The organism is Micromonospora sp. BRA006-A, assembly GCF_033433935.1.
GTDB classification, from domain to species: domain Bacteria; phylum Actinomycetota; class Actinomycetes; order Mycobacteriales; family Micromonosporaceae; genus Micromonospora; species Micromonospora aurantiaca.
The window spans coordinates 534,389-550,397 of the sequence record NZ_JANCLW010000001.1; the positions used below are offsets into that span (position 1 = coordinate 534,389).

A 16,009-nucleotide genomic window follows, 5' to 3' on the forward strand; every position below is an offset into this window, starting at 1 on the left:
GTGTTGGAAGGCGGTCCCGCTGTGCGGTTCCCCATGCCCTGGCGCGTTGCCGCGCCGTTGTTGCTGTCCACTGTGCTGCTCACCGGCTGCGGCGCCGATGCCAAGCCTGCTGCCGCACCACCGGCGGTGTCCGCTGGACCGGTCGCGGTGACCAACTGCGGCACCCCGGTGACCATCGCGGCGCCACCGATGCGGGTCGTCACCATGAACCAGGCCGCCACGGAGATCATGCTGGCCCTGGGCCTGCAAGATCGGATGATCGGCACGGCCTACCTCGACGACGCGATCCTGCCCGCCTACGCGGACGCCTACGCTAAGATCCCGGTGCTGGCCAAGGAGTACCCGACCAAGGAGAAGCTGCTCGAGGCTGAACCCGATTTCGTGTACGCGTCGTACAACAGCGCGTTCGGTGACGAGGGGGTCGGTGACCGCGCCGACTGGCAGAAACTCGGCGTCGGCACCTACATCTCCCCTGCCGGGTGCCCGGCGCAGACCCGGCAGGCGAAGCTCGCCATCGGCGACGTGTTCACCGAGATCCGCGAGCTCGCGGCGATCTTCGGGGTGAGCGACCGCGGCGAGAAGCTGATCGCCGACCACGAGGGCCGCATCGCCACGGCCGCAGGCACCGCCCGCAACGTGAAGGTCATGTGGTGGGACGGCGGCAGCGACGCCCCGAGCGTCGGCGCCTGCTGCGGCGCCCCCAACATGATCATGTCGGCGGCCGGGGTCACCAACGCCTTCGCCGACCTCACCGGCAGCTGGGGCGACACAAGCTGGGAGACCGTCACCGACCGCAACCCCGAGGTCATCGTGCTCGTCGACGCGAGCTGGGATCCCGCCGCGCAGAAGAAGACCTTCCTCGCCGGGCACCGCACCCTCAAGGACCTGCCCGCGGTCAAACAGCAGTGGTACGTGGTGATCCCGTTCTCGTCAACCACGGCCGGTGTCCGCAACGTCCTCGGCGTCGAAGCCCTCGCCCAGGGCATCGCCGCGCTGCCGTCCGGGGCCCCGAGCTGACCGCCGTCACCACCCGGCCCGCCCCGGTGCGCACCCACCGCCCGGTGCGGGCGGTCGGCCTGGCCGCGCTCGTGCTGGCTCTGGTCGCCGGTCTGGTGCTGTCGGTGGCCGTCGCGGTCACCATCGGCCCGGCCGACCTGACTGTCGGGACGGTGTGGACGGTCGTCGCCGGCCACCTGGGACTCGCGAACTCGGACGTGCCGCTGCTGCGCGACCACATCGTCTGGGACCTACGTTTGCCCCGGGTTCTCGGCGCCGCCACGGTGGGGGCGGGCCTGGCCGCGGCCGGTGCGGTCATGCAGACCGTCACCCGCAATCCCCTGGCGGACCCGTACCTGCTCGGGGTCTCCTCAGGGGCGTCGCTGGGCGCGGTCCTGGTGGTCGTGGCCGGCATCGGTAGTGGCGTAGCCGCGCTGACCGGCGGCGCCTTCCTCGGCGCCCTTGTCGCGTTCCTGCTGGTCGTGGGCCTGGCCGGGAGGTTCGGGGCATTGTCGCCGACGCGCGTGGTGCTGACCGGGGTCGCGGTGGGACAACTGTGCGCGGCACTGACCTCTTTCGTGATCATCTGGGTGGCCGACCCGCACGCCACGCAGAGCATCACGTTCTGGCTGTCCGGGTCGATGGCCCGCGCCGACTGGACGGCCCTGGGCTGGGCGGTACCGGTGCTGGTCGTGGTGCTGGCGGTGGTCGGCTGGCACGCCCGTACCCTCAACGCCTTCGCCTTCGGTGAGGAGGCCGCCGCGAGCCTCGGCGTCGAGGTGAACCGGCTGCGGTGGCTGCTGCTGGTCGGCACCGCCCTGCTGACCGCCGTGCTGGTCGCGGTCAGCGGCGCGATCGGGTTCGTCGGGCTGATCCTCCCGCACGCCGCCCGCCTGATCACCGGACCGGACCACCGGCGGCTGCTACCGGTCGCCGTGCTCGCCGGCGCCATCTTCCTGACCTGGGTCGACACCGCCGCCCGCACCGTCTTCGAACCGCGTGAGCTGCCGGTCGGGGTGCTGACGGCACTGGTCGGGGTGCCGGCGTTCTTCCTGATCCTGCGCCGCCGGGAGGTACGCGGCTGATGCTTCAGATCTCCGACGTCTCGTGGGCGGTGCCCGCCGCCCGCATCCTCGACCACGTCACCGGCACCGTCCCGGCGGGCAGCCTGGTCGGGCTGCTCGGCCCGAACGGCTCCGGCAAGACCACCCTGCTGCGGGCCGTCGCCGCCCTGGTGCGCCCGGATACCGGCAACATCACACTCGCAGGCGACGACGTGACTCGGCTGCGGCGCCTTGCCCTGGCCCGGCGCATCGCGTTGCTGGCCCAGCACGCCGAGACCGACCTCGACCTGACCGTCCGCGACGTGGTCCTGCTCGGCCGCATCCCGCACCGCCGGACCCGCTGGTCCGACACCGGCTGCGACCATGCCGCCGCGGTCGAGGCACTGGGCCGGGTCGACCTGGCCGGGTTCGCCGACCGTAAGTGGCAGACCCTGTCCGGTGGGGAACGCCAGCGCGTCCAGCTCGCCCGCGCGCTGGCCCAGGAGCCGGAACTGCTGCTGCTCGACGAACCCACCAACCACCTCGACATCGGCCACCAGCTTCAGCTGCTGCACCTGGTCCGCCGATCGCAGGTCACCGCCCTCGCCGCGCTGCACGACCTCAACCTGGCCGTCATGTTCTGCGACACCGTCGTCGTGCTGCACCACGGCCGGGTCGTCGCCGCGGGACCACCCGCACGGGTGCTCACCCCGGCGCTGCTCGCCGACGTGTACGGCGTCGACGCAGACGTGCGGGTTCACGACGGGCGGACCGTCATTGAGTTCCGGCCGCCGTCATGACCCGGCACGTGCTGCCGGTGCCCGGTCGGTCACCCACCACGCTGGCCACGACACGATCCACCAGCTCGCCGAGCAGATGGCCGCGCGTCTGGGCGTATTCGTGCACAGGTGTTTCCTCGACGGCGCGAAACCGTTTGCTGCACGCGGCGCTCGACGCGGCCACCGGTTCACTGGTCGGACGTGACCCGGCGGTTCGACGCGCCCCGCGCCGGCAACCCGATTATCCTGGCACGATGACCGAGGCCGGCGCTGGGCCGGCGTTCCTCGCGGCGCAGCAGGCGGCGGGAGTCATTGCGGCCAGACACCGCGGTGACTTCGCCGGCGCCGAGGAACTGCTGGGCGCCATCGGCGACGAGACCGTGCGCACCCGGGTTTCATGCTGCTCGCCGAACTCGCCCTTGGCCCTGGTCCAGTCACAGACAGGGCAGAGCATGGACGAACTCGTCCATGAGGTCACGTTGCTGATGGCCGAAGTGGTGGGCAGCGTCGGACACCAGCCCGGGCTGGACCTCGCCCACGCCGAGCCCGGCGGTCCGGCGGATGGACAGCAGGCGATACTGGGGCGGTGGAAGGACAGGCTCGCCGAACCGGGCGGCTCATGGTGGCGGGCAGGACGTCGGACGCGGGCAAGAGCCGGGTGACGACCGCGTTGTGCCGGGCGTTCGCACGGCGCGGTGTTCGGGTCGCTCCGTTCAAGGCACGGAACATGGCGAACAATTCGATGGCGTGTGCGGGTGGGCCGGAGATCGGCCATGCTCAGTGGGTGCAGGCGCTGGCGGCGGGCGCAGAGCCGGCCCGGCAGGCCCGGCTGGATCTGCTCGCCGACCTGGCGGAGAAACACCTGGAGGTCGACGCGCTGCTGAACCTAGCCGAGCGGGGCGCTCCCGCGGCGCCGGTGATCGGACCCTACGCGTGAGGATTCTCGTGCTCGGTGGGACGGGCGAGGCCCGCGCGCTGGCGGCCTCGCTCGTCGACGACGGTGCCGTGGTCGTGACCTCACTGGCGGGGCGGGTCGCGCGTCCCCGGCTGCCGGTGGGGCAGGTCCGCGTCGGTGGCTTCGGCGGGATCGCAGGACTGGCCGCGTACCTGGCGGAGACCCGGGTGCGTGCCGTGGTCGACGCGACGCACCCGTTCGCGGAGAAGATCAGCGCCAACGCGGCGGCGGCGTGCCCGGCCGCCGGGGTTCCCCTGCTCCGTTTGGAACGGCCCGGCTGGGCCGCTCGCCCCGAGGCGTCGGCCTGGTACTGGGCCGGTGACCACAGTGAAGCTGCCCGGGTGGCGGCCGGTCTGGGCGACCGGCCGTTCCTCACCGTCGGACGGCAGTCGCTGGCGCACTTCGTCGAACCGTTGCGCCGGCACGCGTGCCTGGTTCGCGTGGTGGACGAGCCCGACATCGTTCTGCCGGTGTCGTGGAAGCTGCTGCGCAGCCGCGGTCCCTACACCCTCGCGCACGAGCGGGAGGTGATGGCGGGCACGGACGTTCTAGTTACCAAGGACTCCGGCGGTGACCACACGGTCGCGAAGCTGGAGGTCGCCGCCGAGCGGGCGATGCCGGTCGTGATCGTGCGCCGCGCCGGGCCGCCGGCCGGAGTGCCGCTGGTCCGTGACGTGGACGCCGCCCTGGCGTGGGTGCGGGCGTTGCCCGCACCCTGACGCGAGGTTCAGCCGGGAAGGTTCAGAGCGTGGCCGCCAGCTCCTGGCGGCGCAGCCGCTCGGCGGCACGGTCCGCGTCGCGTCCGACCAGACCGGTCAGCACTGCACCCAGGACCGCCCAAGTCGCGGCCAGGGTCGTGATCGACGAGATGCGGAAGTACCAGAGTGTGTCGGCCGGGAAACCGCCGACCTCGTTGACCGTCGGCAGCAGAGCCCCGGCGACCACGACGACCACGAGATAGGCGCCGGCACCGGCCAGCACCGCCGAGTATGCGCCCAGCTGGGGCAGCAGACGCCGGGCCAGGACCACGGCGCCGATCGCGGCGGCCAGGCTCAGTGCCCAGAACCCGAAGTACAGCGCGGTCCGCTCGTTGATCGTGGCACCGGAGCCGACCGCCGGTGGTGTGGCGGGGTACTTGAGGAACGGCACGAGGGCGGTGGCGACGAAACCGACGGCGGCGACCACCGCGGTGCTGGCCCGTGCGGACAGGGAGCCCAGACGCCCGGCGGCGAAGGCGGCAGCGAGCGCGGTCGCTCCACCGAGGACGATGCCCACCAGGATGGTGCCCAGTGCCAGGCCCCCGGTGGACTGGGTGCCACGCGAGACCTCGGCCTCCTCCTCATCGTGGCTGTGAGACTGCTCGGCGGTGGCATTGTCGTGCGGGTGCTCGGCGGCACCGGCTTCCTCCAGGGCGATGGCTGCATCGACCTGGGGTTCGGCGACGACGTAGGAGACGAGGAAGGCCGCGAAACCGGCGATGAGCCCGGCCAGCAGCCCGTGAACGAGAAAAGTGCGAGGGGTCATCAAGGGTCCGTTCGAGAGCCGGCCGCGGGCATCACGAAACGCCCGCAGCGCCGGTGACGAGGAAAGACGAAAACTCCGGCCGGGCCGGGCGAACTGCCGCGTGGCGTGGTGTCAGTGGCAGGGGAAGCCCAGCACGTGCCGTGCGTCGTGCGTCAGCTCGTGGATGAAGGTGCCCTCGAAGACGGAGAAAGCTCCCTGCTCGGCGCCCACGAAATACAGGACGACGGCGGTGACCAGCGCGAAGAACAGCGCCCAGGGGGCGAGCGCGCGAACGGGGATGGTGGGAAGAACGGCCGGAATGGCCGTGGTCGCCTGAGGCATGACACTCCTTGGGATGCTGCGTCCCGTCGATGGGTGGTCGACCTGGCTGGAGGGTCTGGCTTCGCCGCGAGCGGCGTCACAGTAGCGCGACTGCGCCGGATTCACACCGGCTTCCTTCAGCAGGGTGGCACGACCATATCAGGTATCGGAGCAACGCGACGCTGTCGCGACTGCCTGCACGGCGGCCGGTCCGAGGGCGACGACGTGGCCGATCACCGTTACGGCGGGCGCGCCGATGCCGGCCTCGGCGGTGTCGGCGACGACGTCGGCGAGGGTACTGCGCAGCACCCGCTGGCCGGCCGAGGCGGCGTCCGCGACGACGGCGCAGGGTGTGTTCCGGTCGAGACCAGCGGCGACGAGCGCGTCGGCGATGGCCGCGAGGTTGCGCATGCCCATCAGCACCACGAGGGTGGTGCCGGTGCGGGCGAGGGCGGCGTAGTCGATCGACGAGTCGGGATGGCCGGGCGGTACGTGGCCGGAGATGACGGTGAAGCCTTGCACGAGTCCGCGGTGGGTGACCGGGATGCCGGCCAGCTCCGGGGCCGCGATGCTGGAGGTCACGCCGGGTATCACGGTGGTGGGGACGCCGGCTTCGGCGCACGCGGTGACTTCCTCGAAGCCGCGGCCGAAGACGTACGAGTCGCCGCCCTTGAACCGCACAACGTGCCGTCCGGCGCGGGCGTGCTCGACGAGCAGCGCGTTGATCTGTTCCTGGCTCGTGCTCCGCCCGTACGGGATCTTGGTGACGTCGATGATCTCGGCGTCCGGGCGCGCCCACTTCAGGGCCTCCCACGGGGCGAGCCGGTCGGTGAGGATCACGTCGGCCTGCTTGACGGCCGCGCGTCCGGCGACGGTGACCAGCCCCGGATCGCCCGGGCCGGCGCCGACCAGCGTGACGCGTCCGGCCGTTCGGACCGCTGCCGCCGACCCGGCCTCCGAGGGTGCGACGGTACGCAGCACGACGTCGAACCGGCTCTCGTCGACCGGGGTGGTGACCCAGGTCAGGCGCCCGCGGAGGGCGAGGTCCTCCAGCGCGGCGCACACGGCCGGCGCGGCGACGGTGACCAGGGCCCGCTTGTGCAGCAGCGCACTGACCGTGACGGCGGCGGGTGCGCTCCCGTCGAGGACGAGCACGCTACGGCCGGTAAGGTTCAGCTGCATGTGACGGTGATTCCTAACGTGCTGAGGAGACAGCCGTCCGGTGTACGGCCTCGGTGAACGACTGGGCCAGATGCGGGTGCCCAGCCCAATGCACGTGCAGATAGGACGCGCTGAGGCTGGGGGAGGCGAATCCGGCATTGCGGCCCTCGATGCGCCAGGCGGGGTGCTCGCCGTGACCGGGTGTGACGGTGGTGCGGTGGAATTCGTGGCCGGTGGCAGCGGTTCCCCGCTCGCCGAGCAGCTGGTCCGAGCCGAGTCCGGCACGGTGGTACGCGAGGGTGAGGCGCGGCGTCATGACTGCTTCGGCGTCGAGCGCCCCGACCATGGGATGGCCGTCGACGGAGCGGCACAGATACAGCAGGCCGGCGCACTCGGCGACGGTGGGGACGCCGTCGAGGACGGCCTGGCGCAGTTCGTGGCGCAGCGTCGTGTTGGCGCTCAGCGTGGACGCGTGTACCTCGGGGAACCCCCCACCGAGGTACAACCCGCGTGTCCCGGCGGGAAGCCGCTGGTCGCGGGCCGGGTCGAACGGAACGACGGTGCAGCCCGCCGCCTGCAGCAGCTCGGTCGTCTCGGCGTACCGGAAGGTGAAGGCACGCCCGGCCGCGACCGCAACCACCGGTGATCCGGCGCCCAGCCGCCGGACGTGCGCGGCGGGGTCCCATGGCTGGGCGTCCAGATCGGGTGCGGTGCGTGCCACCTGCAGCACCGCATCGAGGTCCACGTGGCGGGCGATCTGCTCGGCCAGCACGTCCAGGGCGGCGGCGGCCTCCTCACGTTCGGCTGCCGGCACGAGCCCGAGGTGGCGCGACGGGGCGCTGACACCCTGGTCGCGGTGCAGGATCCCGAGCACCGGTACGCCGGTGGATTCCACCGCCCGGGCCGCCTCGGCGGCGTGGCGGGCGGACCCGGCTTTGTTGAGCACGACACCCGCGACGGTGACGCCGGCCTCGAACGTGCCCATTCCGTGCACGACGGCCCCGACGCTGCGCGAGGTGTGCGAGACGTCCACGACCAGCAGAATCGGGGTGGCGGTCAGGGCCGCGAGGTGCGCGGTGGAGGCGAAACCGTCGCCGCCGATGCGGCCGTCGAACAGGCCCATGACCCCTTCGACGATGGCGATGTCCGCGTCGCGTGCGCCGTGCAGCAGCAGCGGGATCACGAGTGAGGGGTCGGTCAGGTGCGGGTCGAGGTTGCGGCCGGGGCGTCCGGTGGCCAGCGCGTGGTAGCCGGGGTCGATGTAGTCGGGCCCCACCTTGTGCCCCGACACGGTGTGCCTGCGCGCGGCCAGCGCGGCCATGAGCCCGGTCGCGACCGTGGTCTTGCCGTGGCCGGAGGCCGGCGCCGCGACGATCAGCCGCGGAAGGCTCACCATTCGATGCCTCGTTGGCCCTTCTGGCCGACGTCCATCGGGTGCTTGACGTGCTGCATCTCGGTCACCAGATCGGCTGCCTCGATCAGCCGGGGGTCGGCCCGGCGCCCGGTGACGATCACGTGCTGACGGCCGGGACGGTGGACCAGTGTCTCCACGACGTCGCCGACGTCGACCCAGCCCCACTGCATCGGATAGGTGAACTCGTCCAGGATATAGAGCTGGTGCCGTTCCGCCTGGATACGGCGCTTCACCTCCGCCCAGCCCTCGGCGGCGTCCGCGGCGTGGTCCGCCTCGGTGCCGCTCTTACGGCTCCAGGACCATCCGGAGCCCATTTTGTGCCACTCGACTGGCCCGCCTTCGCCGGTCTGCTCGTGCAGCAGCCCGAGCCTCTCCAGGACGGTCTGTTCCCCGATGCGCCACTTGGCCGACTTCACGAACTGGAACACCCCGATGTCCCAGCCCTGGTTCCAGGCGCGCATCGCCATGCCGAAGGCGGCGGTCGACTTGCCCTTGCCGTTTCCGGTGTGGACCATCAGCAGCGGCCGGTTGCGCCGCTGGCGGGTGGTGCTGCCGTCGTCCGGGACGGTGAGCGGCTTACCCTGCGGCATCAGGCCACCCCCGCCCGCGGAGCGGTCGCCGTGCGAACGACCCCTGTGAGCCCGTCGGCGGTCACTTCACCGAGCGGCACGTGCTCGGCCCTCAGATGAGTGGCAAGCCGGGCGGCGAGGCCGAGCCGGAATCGTCCGGTCTCGCAGTCCACGACGACGACCTGGACACCGCTGGTGGCGAGCGCGGCGGCGGCGCGGTGGGCACGACCCAGCGGGTCCGGGCCGGAGGTGGCGCGGCCGTCGGTCACCACGACGAGCAGGGGCCGGCGGGACGGGTCGCGCAGCGCCTCCCGGCGCAGCACCTCGCCACTGCGTTCCAGGCCCTCCGCGAGCGGGGTCCGGCCACCGGCCGGTAGGTCGGCCAGGCGGCGGGAGGCGACGTCGACCGAGCCGGTCGGTGGCAGGACGACCTCGGCGGTGTGCCGGCGGAACGTCACCAGTGCGACCTTGTCCCGGCGGCGGTAGGCGTCCAGCAGCAGCGACAGCACAGCGGTCTTGACCTGCTCCATGCGGCGGCGGGCCGCCATCGAACCGGACGCGTCCACGCACAGCAGCACGAGGTTCGACTCGCGCCCGACGGTCTCGGCCCGGCGCAGGTCGCCGGGCACGAGCGCGAGGCCGCGACCGCCGGTCAAGCCACCCCGGGAATGCTGATGCGGCGCCGCCGCGGTGATGGTGCCCGGCAGGTGCAGCCGGCCGTCGCCGGACGTGCGCCGCCGCTGCCCGGCGACACGGCCCTGCGGTGTTCGTGCCCGGGACCGCCGGCCGGCCTGACCGTCGCCGGTTCCTTTCACGACCAGCAAGCGGGCACGTGCGGGCTCGCCCGCGGATGCCATCGATGTGGCGGCCTGCCGTTCGGGCTCCGGTACGGGCGGGCTCTCGCCGGGAGAGCCGGGCACGTCCCCGGCCGATCTGTCGTGCCCGGTGTCGTCGGGCAGACCGCCGCCGGGACCGTCGGGTCCGGGGTCGGGGTCGTTGTGGCCGAGTAGGTCGTCCAGGCGGTCCTGGTCCAGGCCGGGCTCGTCGAAGGGGTTGCGGCGGCGGCGGTGCGGCAGCGCGAGACGGGCGGCGATGCGGATGTCCTCGAGTGTCACTCGCGTACGTCCCCGCCAGGCCGCGTGCGCCGCGGCGGCGCGAGCGGTGACGAGGTCCGCACGCAGGCCGTCCACGTCGAACGCGGCGCACAGCTCGGCGATCCTGGTCAGCGTCTCGTCGTCGAGCACGACACCGGCCAGCGAGCGCCGGGCGGCGGCCAGCCGGGTGCGCAGGGCTTCCTGCTCGCCGGCCCAGCGTGTGGCGAAGCCCTCCGGGTCGGCGTCGAATGCGAGCCGGCGGCGGACCGCCTGCACCCGCAGGACGGGGTCACGCGGGGCGGCGACCTCGACCGTCAGGCCGAACCGGTCGAGCAGCTGCGGGCGCAGTTCGCCCTCCTCCGGGTTCATCGTGCCGATCAACACGAACCGGGAGGCATGCTCGACCGAGACACCGTCGCGTTCGACGCTGACCCGGCCGGTCGCCGCGGCGTCGAGCAGCAGGTCGACCAGGTGGTCCGGCAGCAGGTTGACCTCGTCGACGTACAGCAGGCCACGATGGGCCCGGGCCAGCAGGCCAGGCTCGAACGCGACGACGCCGTCTCGCAGCGCGGCATCGAGCTTCAGCGATCCGGTCACCCGGTCGTCGCCGGCTCCGACGGGTAGTTCGACGAGGCGTACCGGCCGTTCGACGACGGGCGTGGACACGTCGAACGGCCCGTCGGGGCAGACCGCCGAGGGATCGTCCGGGTCGATGGAGAACCGGTCGCCCGCATAGACCCGTACCGCCGGGAGCACCTCGGCGAGGCCGCGCACGGTAGTGGTCTTGGCAGTGCCCTTCTCCCCGCGGATCAGGACACCGCCGATGAGCGGATCGATCGCGACCAGGGTGAGGGCGAGAGTCATGTCGTCGGCGCCGACGACGGCACAAAAGGGGTACTGCGCTGGCATGTAGGGCTCCCGCTCGATCTGCCATGGCGGTCCACGACGCGGCATGCGCCGTGGATCGGATCGAGGCCGGTCTTCGGACTTCCCAGGTCAATGCCTGGATCACCGCAGCGGGCCCTGTGCCGGATTCTCACCGGCTTCCCAGATTCTCCCCGTGACCACGGTCGTGGGGCACCTCGAACCTGTGCATCACCATAGACGCCCCGGTGGCCGGGGCAAGGGCCGGTGGGCGGCTAGGGTGCATCTCCATGGAGGAGCGGGTGACCGTGGTGGGGGTCGGGGCTGACGGGTGGGTGGGTCTGCCGGAGCCGTCCCGGGCGCTGGTGCGGGCGGCCGCGACGCTGCTCGGCGGGCGGCGGCACCTCGAGGCGGTGCCGCCCGTCGACGGCCAGCAGCGCGTGGCGTGGCCGTCGCCGCTGCGGGACAATTTGCCAGGTGTGCTCGCCTCCGCGCGAGGGCCGGTTGTCGTGCTGGCCTCCGGCGACCCGCTCGTGTCGGGTATCGGCACGACGCTGCTGGACGTCCTGGGCCCGGAGCGCGTGACGATCGTGCCCGGGGTCTCCTCGGTAGCCCTCGCCCGAGCACGTCTCGGATGGCCGGCTGAGTCCGTCACCACGGTCAGCCTGGTCGGCCGGGACCTACGGCTGATCGTGCCTGCGCTCTCGGCCGGGCGCCGGCTGCTCGTGCTGTCCAGCGACGGGACGACACCCGCGGCCGTGGCCGCGGTGCTGACCGGGCTCGGTTGGGGGCAGTCCAGGCTGGTCGTGCTCGGTGACCTCGGTGCCGCCGGTGAGTCGTGTACCGCGACCACCGCGGCCGGGTGGGACCTGAACGACGTGCCGCGGTTGAACGTTCTCGCCGTCGAAGTTCGCGGTGCCGGTCCGGGCTGGGCCGCGGGCGGCGTGTTGCCCGACGACGCGTTCGAGCACGCCGGGCAGATCACCAAACGTGACCTGCGGGCCAGTGCCCTGGCCCGGCTCGCGCCCGCGCCCGGTCAGCTGCTGTGGGACGTCGGCGCCGGCAGCGGCTCGATCGGTGTGGAGTGGATGCGGGCCTGGCCGACGGCACGGACGATCGCGGTGGAGCCCCGCTCCGACCGGGCCGCGCTGGTGCACCGCAACGCCGCTGCTCTCGGCGTGCCGGGTCTGTGTCTGGTCGAGGGTTCGGCGCCCGGGGCCCTGTCCGGCCTGGACCGTCCCGACGCGGTGTTCGTCGGCGGCGGGGCCACCGTCCCCGGCGTGCTGGACACCTGCTGGGATGCGCTCGGCGCCGGTGGACGGCTCGTCGTGCACGGTGTCACCGCCGAGACCGAGGCGGTGCTGCTGGAGCAGCACCGCCGGCGCGGCGGTGAACTCGTCCGCCTGCACGTCGAACGCGCCGAACCGCTCGGCGGCTTCACCGGCTGGACGCCCGCGCGGGCAGTCAGCCAGTGGTCCATCGTCAAGGGAGATTCATGACCGTCCATTTCGTCGGGGCCGGGCCCGGCGCCGCCGACCTGCTCACCCTCCGCGCGGTACGCCTGCTCGAGTCCGCCGACGTGTGCCTGTACCCGGGCACGTACCTCGACGCCGAGGTGCTGGAGCACTGCCGTGACGACGCCCGGCTGATCGACACCCAGCACCTCGACCTGGACCAGATCACCACGCACCTGGTCCAGGCACACGCCGACGGGTCCGAGGTCGTACGGCTGTGCTCCGGTGACCCGTCGCTGTACTCGGCGGTGCACGAGCAGGCCCGCCGGCTCGACGCCGCCCGGGTCCCGTGGGACGTCACGCCCGGCGTGCCGGCCTATGCGGCTGCTGCCGCCGCCGTCGGCGCCGAGCTGACCGTCCCGGAGCTGGCCCAGTCGGTCGTGCTCACCCGCGCGCAGGCCCGGTCCACGGTCATGCCGTCGGGAGAGAAGCTCGCCGCGTTCGCCGCGACCGGCGCGACGCTCGCCCTGCACCTGGCGGTCACGCGTACCCGCGAGCTGGCCGCCGAACTGGCCGGCTACTACGGCCACGACTGCCCCATAGTCGTGGTGCACCGGGTGTCGCAGCCGCAGGAGCTCATCCTGCGCGGCACGCTGGCCGACATCGGCGGCCGGGTCGAGCAGGCCGGTCTGCGACAGGCAGCGGTCATCCTGGTCGGCCCGGCGCTGGCCGGGGACGTCCGTGGCGGCGAGTCGTTCCTCTACTCGGCCGGTCGCGAGCGCCGCGTGCGCGGCTGATCAGGGCACGAAGCGCGGGCTCCAGACACGTCCGGCCGCGGTGACTCGCGTCGCCGAGGCGCCGATGATCAACAGGCATTTCATGTCGATGCTGCCAGGGTCCAGTTCGCCGAGCGAGGTGACGGTGAGACTCTCCCCGGCCCGGCCGATGTCGCGGCCCACGACCACGACCGTCCGGGGGGACTTGTGCTCCAGCAGCACGGCCCGGGCCTGCGCGACCTGTTCGGTGCGTGAGCGTGAGCGCGGGTTGTAGAGGGCCAGCACCAAATCCGCCTCGGCGACAGCGCGCAGCCGCTTGACCACGACCTCCCACGGCTTGAGCCGGTCCGACAGGCTCATCACCGCGAAATCGGCCCCGATCGGCGCGCCCGCGCGCGCCGCGACCGCCTGGACGGCGGAGATCCCGGGTACGACACGGATGGCGACGCCGGCGTAGCGGGGGTCCTCCGCGGCCTCGAACACCGCCGACGCCATGCCGAAGACGCCCGCGTCACCGCCGGAGACGACCGCGACGCGCTCACCGGCGAGCGCCAGTTCGAGCGCCTGCCGGGCCCGCTCGAGCTCGACCGTGTTGCCGGAGGCGTGGCGGACGAGTCCGGGGCGCTGCGCGACGCGCTGGACGTACGGGCCGTAGCCGACGACGTGGCCGACCTCGGCGAGCACCTGCGACGCCTCGGGGGAGAGCCACCGATCGGGACCGGGGCCGAGGCCCACGACGACGACCTCGGCGCCGGGATAAGGTTCGGTGACCCTGGTGGCCGGGAGGTCGTAACGGGCCACTCCGGGCCGGGTGTCGCCGGGGACCAGCACGATCGAGAAGTACGGCACCGTGGCGGGGTCCACGTCGGCGACAGGCAGTACCCGCTCGGCGGTCATCGACGCCCGTTCGACGTACCAGGAGCCCTCGACGCGCCCGGCCTGCTCGAGCGCCGAGCGGACCTTGGTGAACGTCCGGCCCAGCTTCATGATCACCGCCCCGTCGGTGTCGGCGAGACGCCGGGCCAGCTCGGGCTCGGGCAACGTTCCCGGCAGCACGGTCAGCACGTCGGTCTGCCGGACCAGCGGCAGGGCGGTGGTGGCGGTGGCGGCGGCGAAGGCGGGCACACCGGCGACGACCTGCGTGTCGAACTCGTCGGCGAGCCGGTCGTGCAGGTACATGAACGAGCCGTAGAGCATCGGGTCGCCCTCGGCCAGCACGACCACGTCGCGGCCCGCACGAAGGTGGGCCCGCAGCCGCTCGGCGGCTTCGGCGTAGAAGTCGGCCATCGCCCCGGCGTACCCGCCCGGGTGCTCGGTGCTCTGGGTCGTCACCGGATAGACCAGCGCCTCCTCGATCACGTCGTCCGGGAACAGCCCGGCAGCGATGCGGCGCGCGTTGGACTGTTTGCCGACACCCTGGTGGTAGGCGATGACCTGGGCCGCGCCGATCAGCCGGGCGGCTTTGAGCGTGATCAGTTCGGGATCACCCGGGCCGACCCCGACGCCGGACAGCCGCCCGGTCACTCCGCCTCCCGGGCGAGGGCGTTGAGCGCGGAGGCAGCCATCGCCGAGCCGCCCCGGCGCCCGGTCACCACGAGATAGGGCACGTCGAGGCCGGGGGCGTCGGTGGCGAGGTCGATGAGCGCCTGCTTGGACTCGGCGGCGCCGATGAATCCCACCGGCGTACCGATGATCGCAGCCGGTCGTGGCGCGCCGTCGCGCAGCATCTCCAGCAGGTGGAACAGGGCCGTGGGGGCGTTGCCGAAGGCGACGACCGCGCCGGCGAGGTGGTCGGTCCACAGCGACACCGCCGCCGCCGACCTGGTCGTTGCCCACCGGTGGGCAAGCGCCGGGACCTCGGGTTCGTGCAGAAAGCAGCGGACCTCGTTGTCACGGGGCAGGCGGGCGCGGGTAACGCCGGCGGCGACCATGTGCGCGTCGGTCAGGATCGGCGCCCCCGCCTCCAGCGCCCCGCGGGCGGCGGCCACCAGGCCGGGGTGGATCACCAGGTTCCGGGTGAGGTCGGTCTGGCCGCATGCGTGGATCATCCGCACCGCGACCTTCTCGGCGTCGGCCGGCACACCCGAAAGATCGGCCTCGGCACGGATGGTGGCGAACGAGGCGTCGTAGATCGCCGCGCCGTCGGTGACGTAGTCGTAGCGGCGTGCCGGTGTGGTGAGACTCATGCGTTCTCCAGATCGGGGACGAGCAGGGTGCGGTACGGGGTGACGACGATCTCGCCGGCGCCGAGCGCGCGGATCTCCTCCAGCAGGGGAGCGTCCACTCGGCCGCCGGAAGCCGCGAGGTGCGCGGTGACGCGGCCGTCATCCTGAACGATCCTGCCCAGCGCGGGCGGAGGTGTGCTCACCCGGGTCCGCTCGGCACGGTCGAGTACGGTGCCCAGCAGCGCGGCGCCGGCGCCGGACAGCTCGTCGACGTGCCAGGGTGAGTCCGGCCGGTCACCCGCGAGCCCGGCGAAGCGTACGGCGAGCCCGGTCAGCGCCGCGGCGGCCTCGTCCAGCCGGATGACTGGCCCCCACGCCGAGGTTCCGGCACGTAGCTGCGCGGTGTCCGAGTCGAGCGCCACCAACCCCAGGTCCAAGTCACGGCTGACCAGATCACCGCGGCCGTCGTCAAGCACGAACAGGAACCGTCCGGTCAGCGCGGTGAGCCGGGGCTCGGCGCGCAGCCGTGCGTCGAGTCCGGCGACGACCGGGTGTAGATCGGCCCGGCCGCCACTGCGTCCGGTCAGCGGTGAGGCGAGGATGTTGCGGACCAGCTCGTGCGACGTGGACGGTACGAGCCCGGTCGCGATGACGTCGGCGACGACGGTCTCGGGCAGCCGCCCACCGTCGTGCTCGAGACCGCGCACCTGCAGGTTGGCGCGGCTGGTCAGGTGGACCGCGCCATCCCCGTGCGCACGGGCCACCTCCACGAGTGCGCACAGCGCCGCAGTCGGCACGATCCCGCCGGGGACGCGCACCCGCACGAGCGCGCCGTCGTCGGCGATCCATGGGCGCAGCAGGCCGGGACACAGGTCGCGGCGGGTCCTCTCGGTCACGGCGACATGGTGCCAGAGC

Annotated in this window: 15 protein-coding genes, 2 pseudogenes and 2 riboswitches; of the genes and pseudogenes, 8 read left to right on the forward strand and 9 right to left on the reverse strand. The window is 72.7% G+C overall.

From position 1 onward, the window contains the following. The first annotated feature begins 33 nt into the window (after positions 1-33). The 6 genes and pseudogenes from NMK34_RS02705 (at position 34) to NMK34_RS02730 (ending at position 4,492) form a co-directional block, all read left to right on the forward strand. Positions 34-1,017, forward strand: coding sequence for an ABC transporter substrate-binding protein (locus NMK34_RS02705; protein ID WP_013476127.1), 984 nt, complete (start codon positions 34-36; stop codon positions 1,015-1,017). Positions 1,018-1,043: 26 nt separating this feature from the next. Further along, a complete protein-coding gene (locus tag NMK34_RS02710) occupies positions 1,044-2,081 on the forward strand; it encodes a FecCD family ABC transporter permease (protein ID WP_013476128.1) in 1,038 nt (345 codons plus the stop codon). Further along, positions 2,081-2,588: pseudogene (locus tag NMK34_RS02715) on the forward strand (ABC transporter ATP-binding protein); the annotation flags it as partial. The gene NMK34_RS02710 and the pseudogene NMK34_RS02715, both read left to right, overlap by 1 nt. A gap of 484 nt (positions 2,589-3,072) precedes the next feature. Beyond that, positions 3,073-3,480 carry a hypothetical protein gene (locus NMK34_RS02720; RefSeq protein WP_318332074.1) on the forward strand — a complete coding sequence of 136 codons (408 nt, stop codon included), beginning with the start codon at positions 3,073-3,075 and terminating at the stop codon, positions 3,478-3,480. Beyond that, positions 3,438-3,632: pseudogene (locus NMK34_RS02725) on the forward strand (cobyric acid synthase CobQ); the annotation flags it as partial. The gene NMK34_RS02720 and the pseudogene NMK34_RS02725, both read left to right, overlap by 43 nt. 131 nt (positions 3,633-3,763) lie before the next feature. Next, positions 3,764-4,492 (forward strand): cobalt-precorrin-6A reductase, encoded by a 729-nt coding sequence (locus tag NMK34_RS02730; RefSeq protein ID WP_013476131.1) that lies wholly within the window; start codon positions 3,764-3,766, stop codon positions 4,490-4,492. Between the two features lie 22 nt (positions 4,493-4,514). Here the strand turns inward: NMK34_RS02730 and NMK34_RS02735 are convergent, their stop codons facing one another. From NMK34_RS02735 to NMK34_RS02760, 6 genes are all read right to left on the reverse strand, one after another. Next, positions 4,515-5,297 (reverse strand): CbtA family protein, encoded by a 783-nt coding sequence (locus tag NMK34_RS02735; RefSeq protein ID WP_114920800.1) that lies wholly within the window; start codon positions 5,295-5,297, stop codon positions 4,515-4,517. A 111-nt stretch (positions 5,298-5,408) separates the two neighbouring features. Continuing rightward, positions 5,409-5,618, reverse strand: a complete 210-nt coding sequence (locus NMK34_RS02740; protein WP_013476133.1) for a CbtB domain-containing protein — start codon at positions 5,616-5,618, stop codon at positions 5,409-5,411. Continuing rightward, a riboswitch (adenosylcobalamin (AdoCbl) riboswitch) is annotated at positions 5,617-5,757 on the reverse strand. (Overlaps the previous gene by 2 nt.) Beyond that, positions 5,757-6,779, reverse strand: a complete 1,023-nt coding sequence (cobA, locus tag NMK34_RS02745) for a uroporphyrinogen-III C-methyltransferase (protein WP_318332075.1) — start codon at positions 6,777-6,779, stop codon at positions 5,757-5,759. Its footprint overlaps the riboswitch before it by 1 nt. A gap of 13 nt (positions 6,780-6,792) precedes the next feature. After that, the gene (locus tag NMK34_RS02750; protein ID WP_030502029.1) at positions 6,793-8,154 is read right to left on the reverse strand and encodes a cobyrinate a,c-diamide synthase; all 1,362 of its coding nucleotides are present in this window, start codon (positions 8,152-8,154) and stop codon (positions 6,793-6,795) included. Further along, entirely contained in the window at positions 8,148-8,762 is a 615-nt protein-coding gene (gene cobO / locus NMK34_RS02755; protein ID WP_030275079.1) for a cob(I)yrinic acid a,c-diamide adenosyltransferase, read from the reverse strand. Before cobO ends, NMK34_RS02750 begins: the two co-directional genes overlap by 7 nt. Beyond that, the gene (locus NMK34_RS02760) at positions 8,762-10,744 is read right to left on the reverse strand and encodes a magnesium chelatase subunit D family protein (RefSeq protein WP_187691259.1); all 1,983 of its coding nucleotides are present in this window, start codon (positions 10,742-10,744) and stop codon (positions 8,762-8,764) included. The genes cobO and NMK34_RS02760 overlap by 1 nt, the downstream gene beginning before the upstream one ends. A gap of 46 nt (positions 10,745-10,790) precedes the next feature. Further along, positions 10,791-10,935, reverse strand: a riboswitch (cobalamin riboswitch). A gap of 54 nt (positions 10,936-10,989) precedes the next feature. Here NMK34_RS02760 and cbiE point away from each other — a divergent pair. Both cbiE and NMK34_RS02770 read left to right on the forward strand, forming a co-directional pair. Next, positions 10,990-12,198, forward strand: coding sequence for a precorrin-6y C5,15-methyltransferase (decarboxylating) subunit CbiE (gene cbiE, locus NMK34_RS02765; RefSeq protein ID WP_318332076.1), 1,209 nt, complete (start codon positions 10,990-10,992; stop codon positions 12,196-12,198). Further along, on the forward strand, positions 12,195-12,950 hold the full coding sequence (locus NMK34_RS02770; protein WP_013476139.1) for a cobalt-precorrin-4/precorrin-4 C(11)-methyltransferase: 756 nt from the start codon (positions 12,195-12,197) through the stop codon (positions 12,948-12,950). The genes cbiE and NMK34_RS02770 overlap by 4 nt, the downstream gene beginning before the upstream one ends. Here NMK34_RS02770 and NMK34_RS02775 read toward each other — a convergent pair whose 3' ends face one another. The 3 genes from NMK34_RS02775 to NMK34_RS02785 are packed head-to-tail and all read right to left on the reverse strand — an operon-like array spanning position 12,951 to position 15,990. Further along, positions 12,951-14,453, reverse strand: a complete 1,503-nt coding sequence (locus NMK34_RS02775; protein ID WP_318332077.1) for a precorrin-2 C(20)-methyltransferase — start codon at positions 14,451-14,453, stop codon at positions 12,951-12,953. After that, positions 14,450-15,115: a precorrin-8X methylmutase gene (locus tag NMK34_RS02780; RefSeq protein WP_013476141.1), complete on the reverse strand. Its 666-nt coding sequence runs from the start codon at positions 15,113-15,115 to the stop codon at positions 14,450-14,452. Before NMK34_RS02780 ends, NMK34_RS02775 begins: the two co-directional genes overlap by 4 nt. After that, on the reverse strand, positions 15,112-15,990 hold the full coding sequence (locus NMK34_RS02785; RefSeq protein ID WP_318332078.1) for a sulfite reductase subunit beta: 879 nt from the start codon (positions 15,988-15,990) through the stop codon (positions 15,112-15,114). Before NMK34_RS02785 ends, NMK34_RS02780 begins: the two co-directional genes overlap by 4 nt. Between the last annotated feature and the right edge of the window lie 19 nt (positions 15,991-16,009).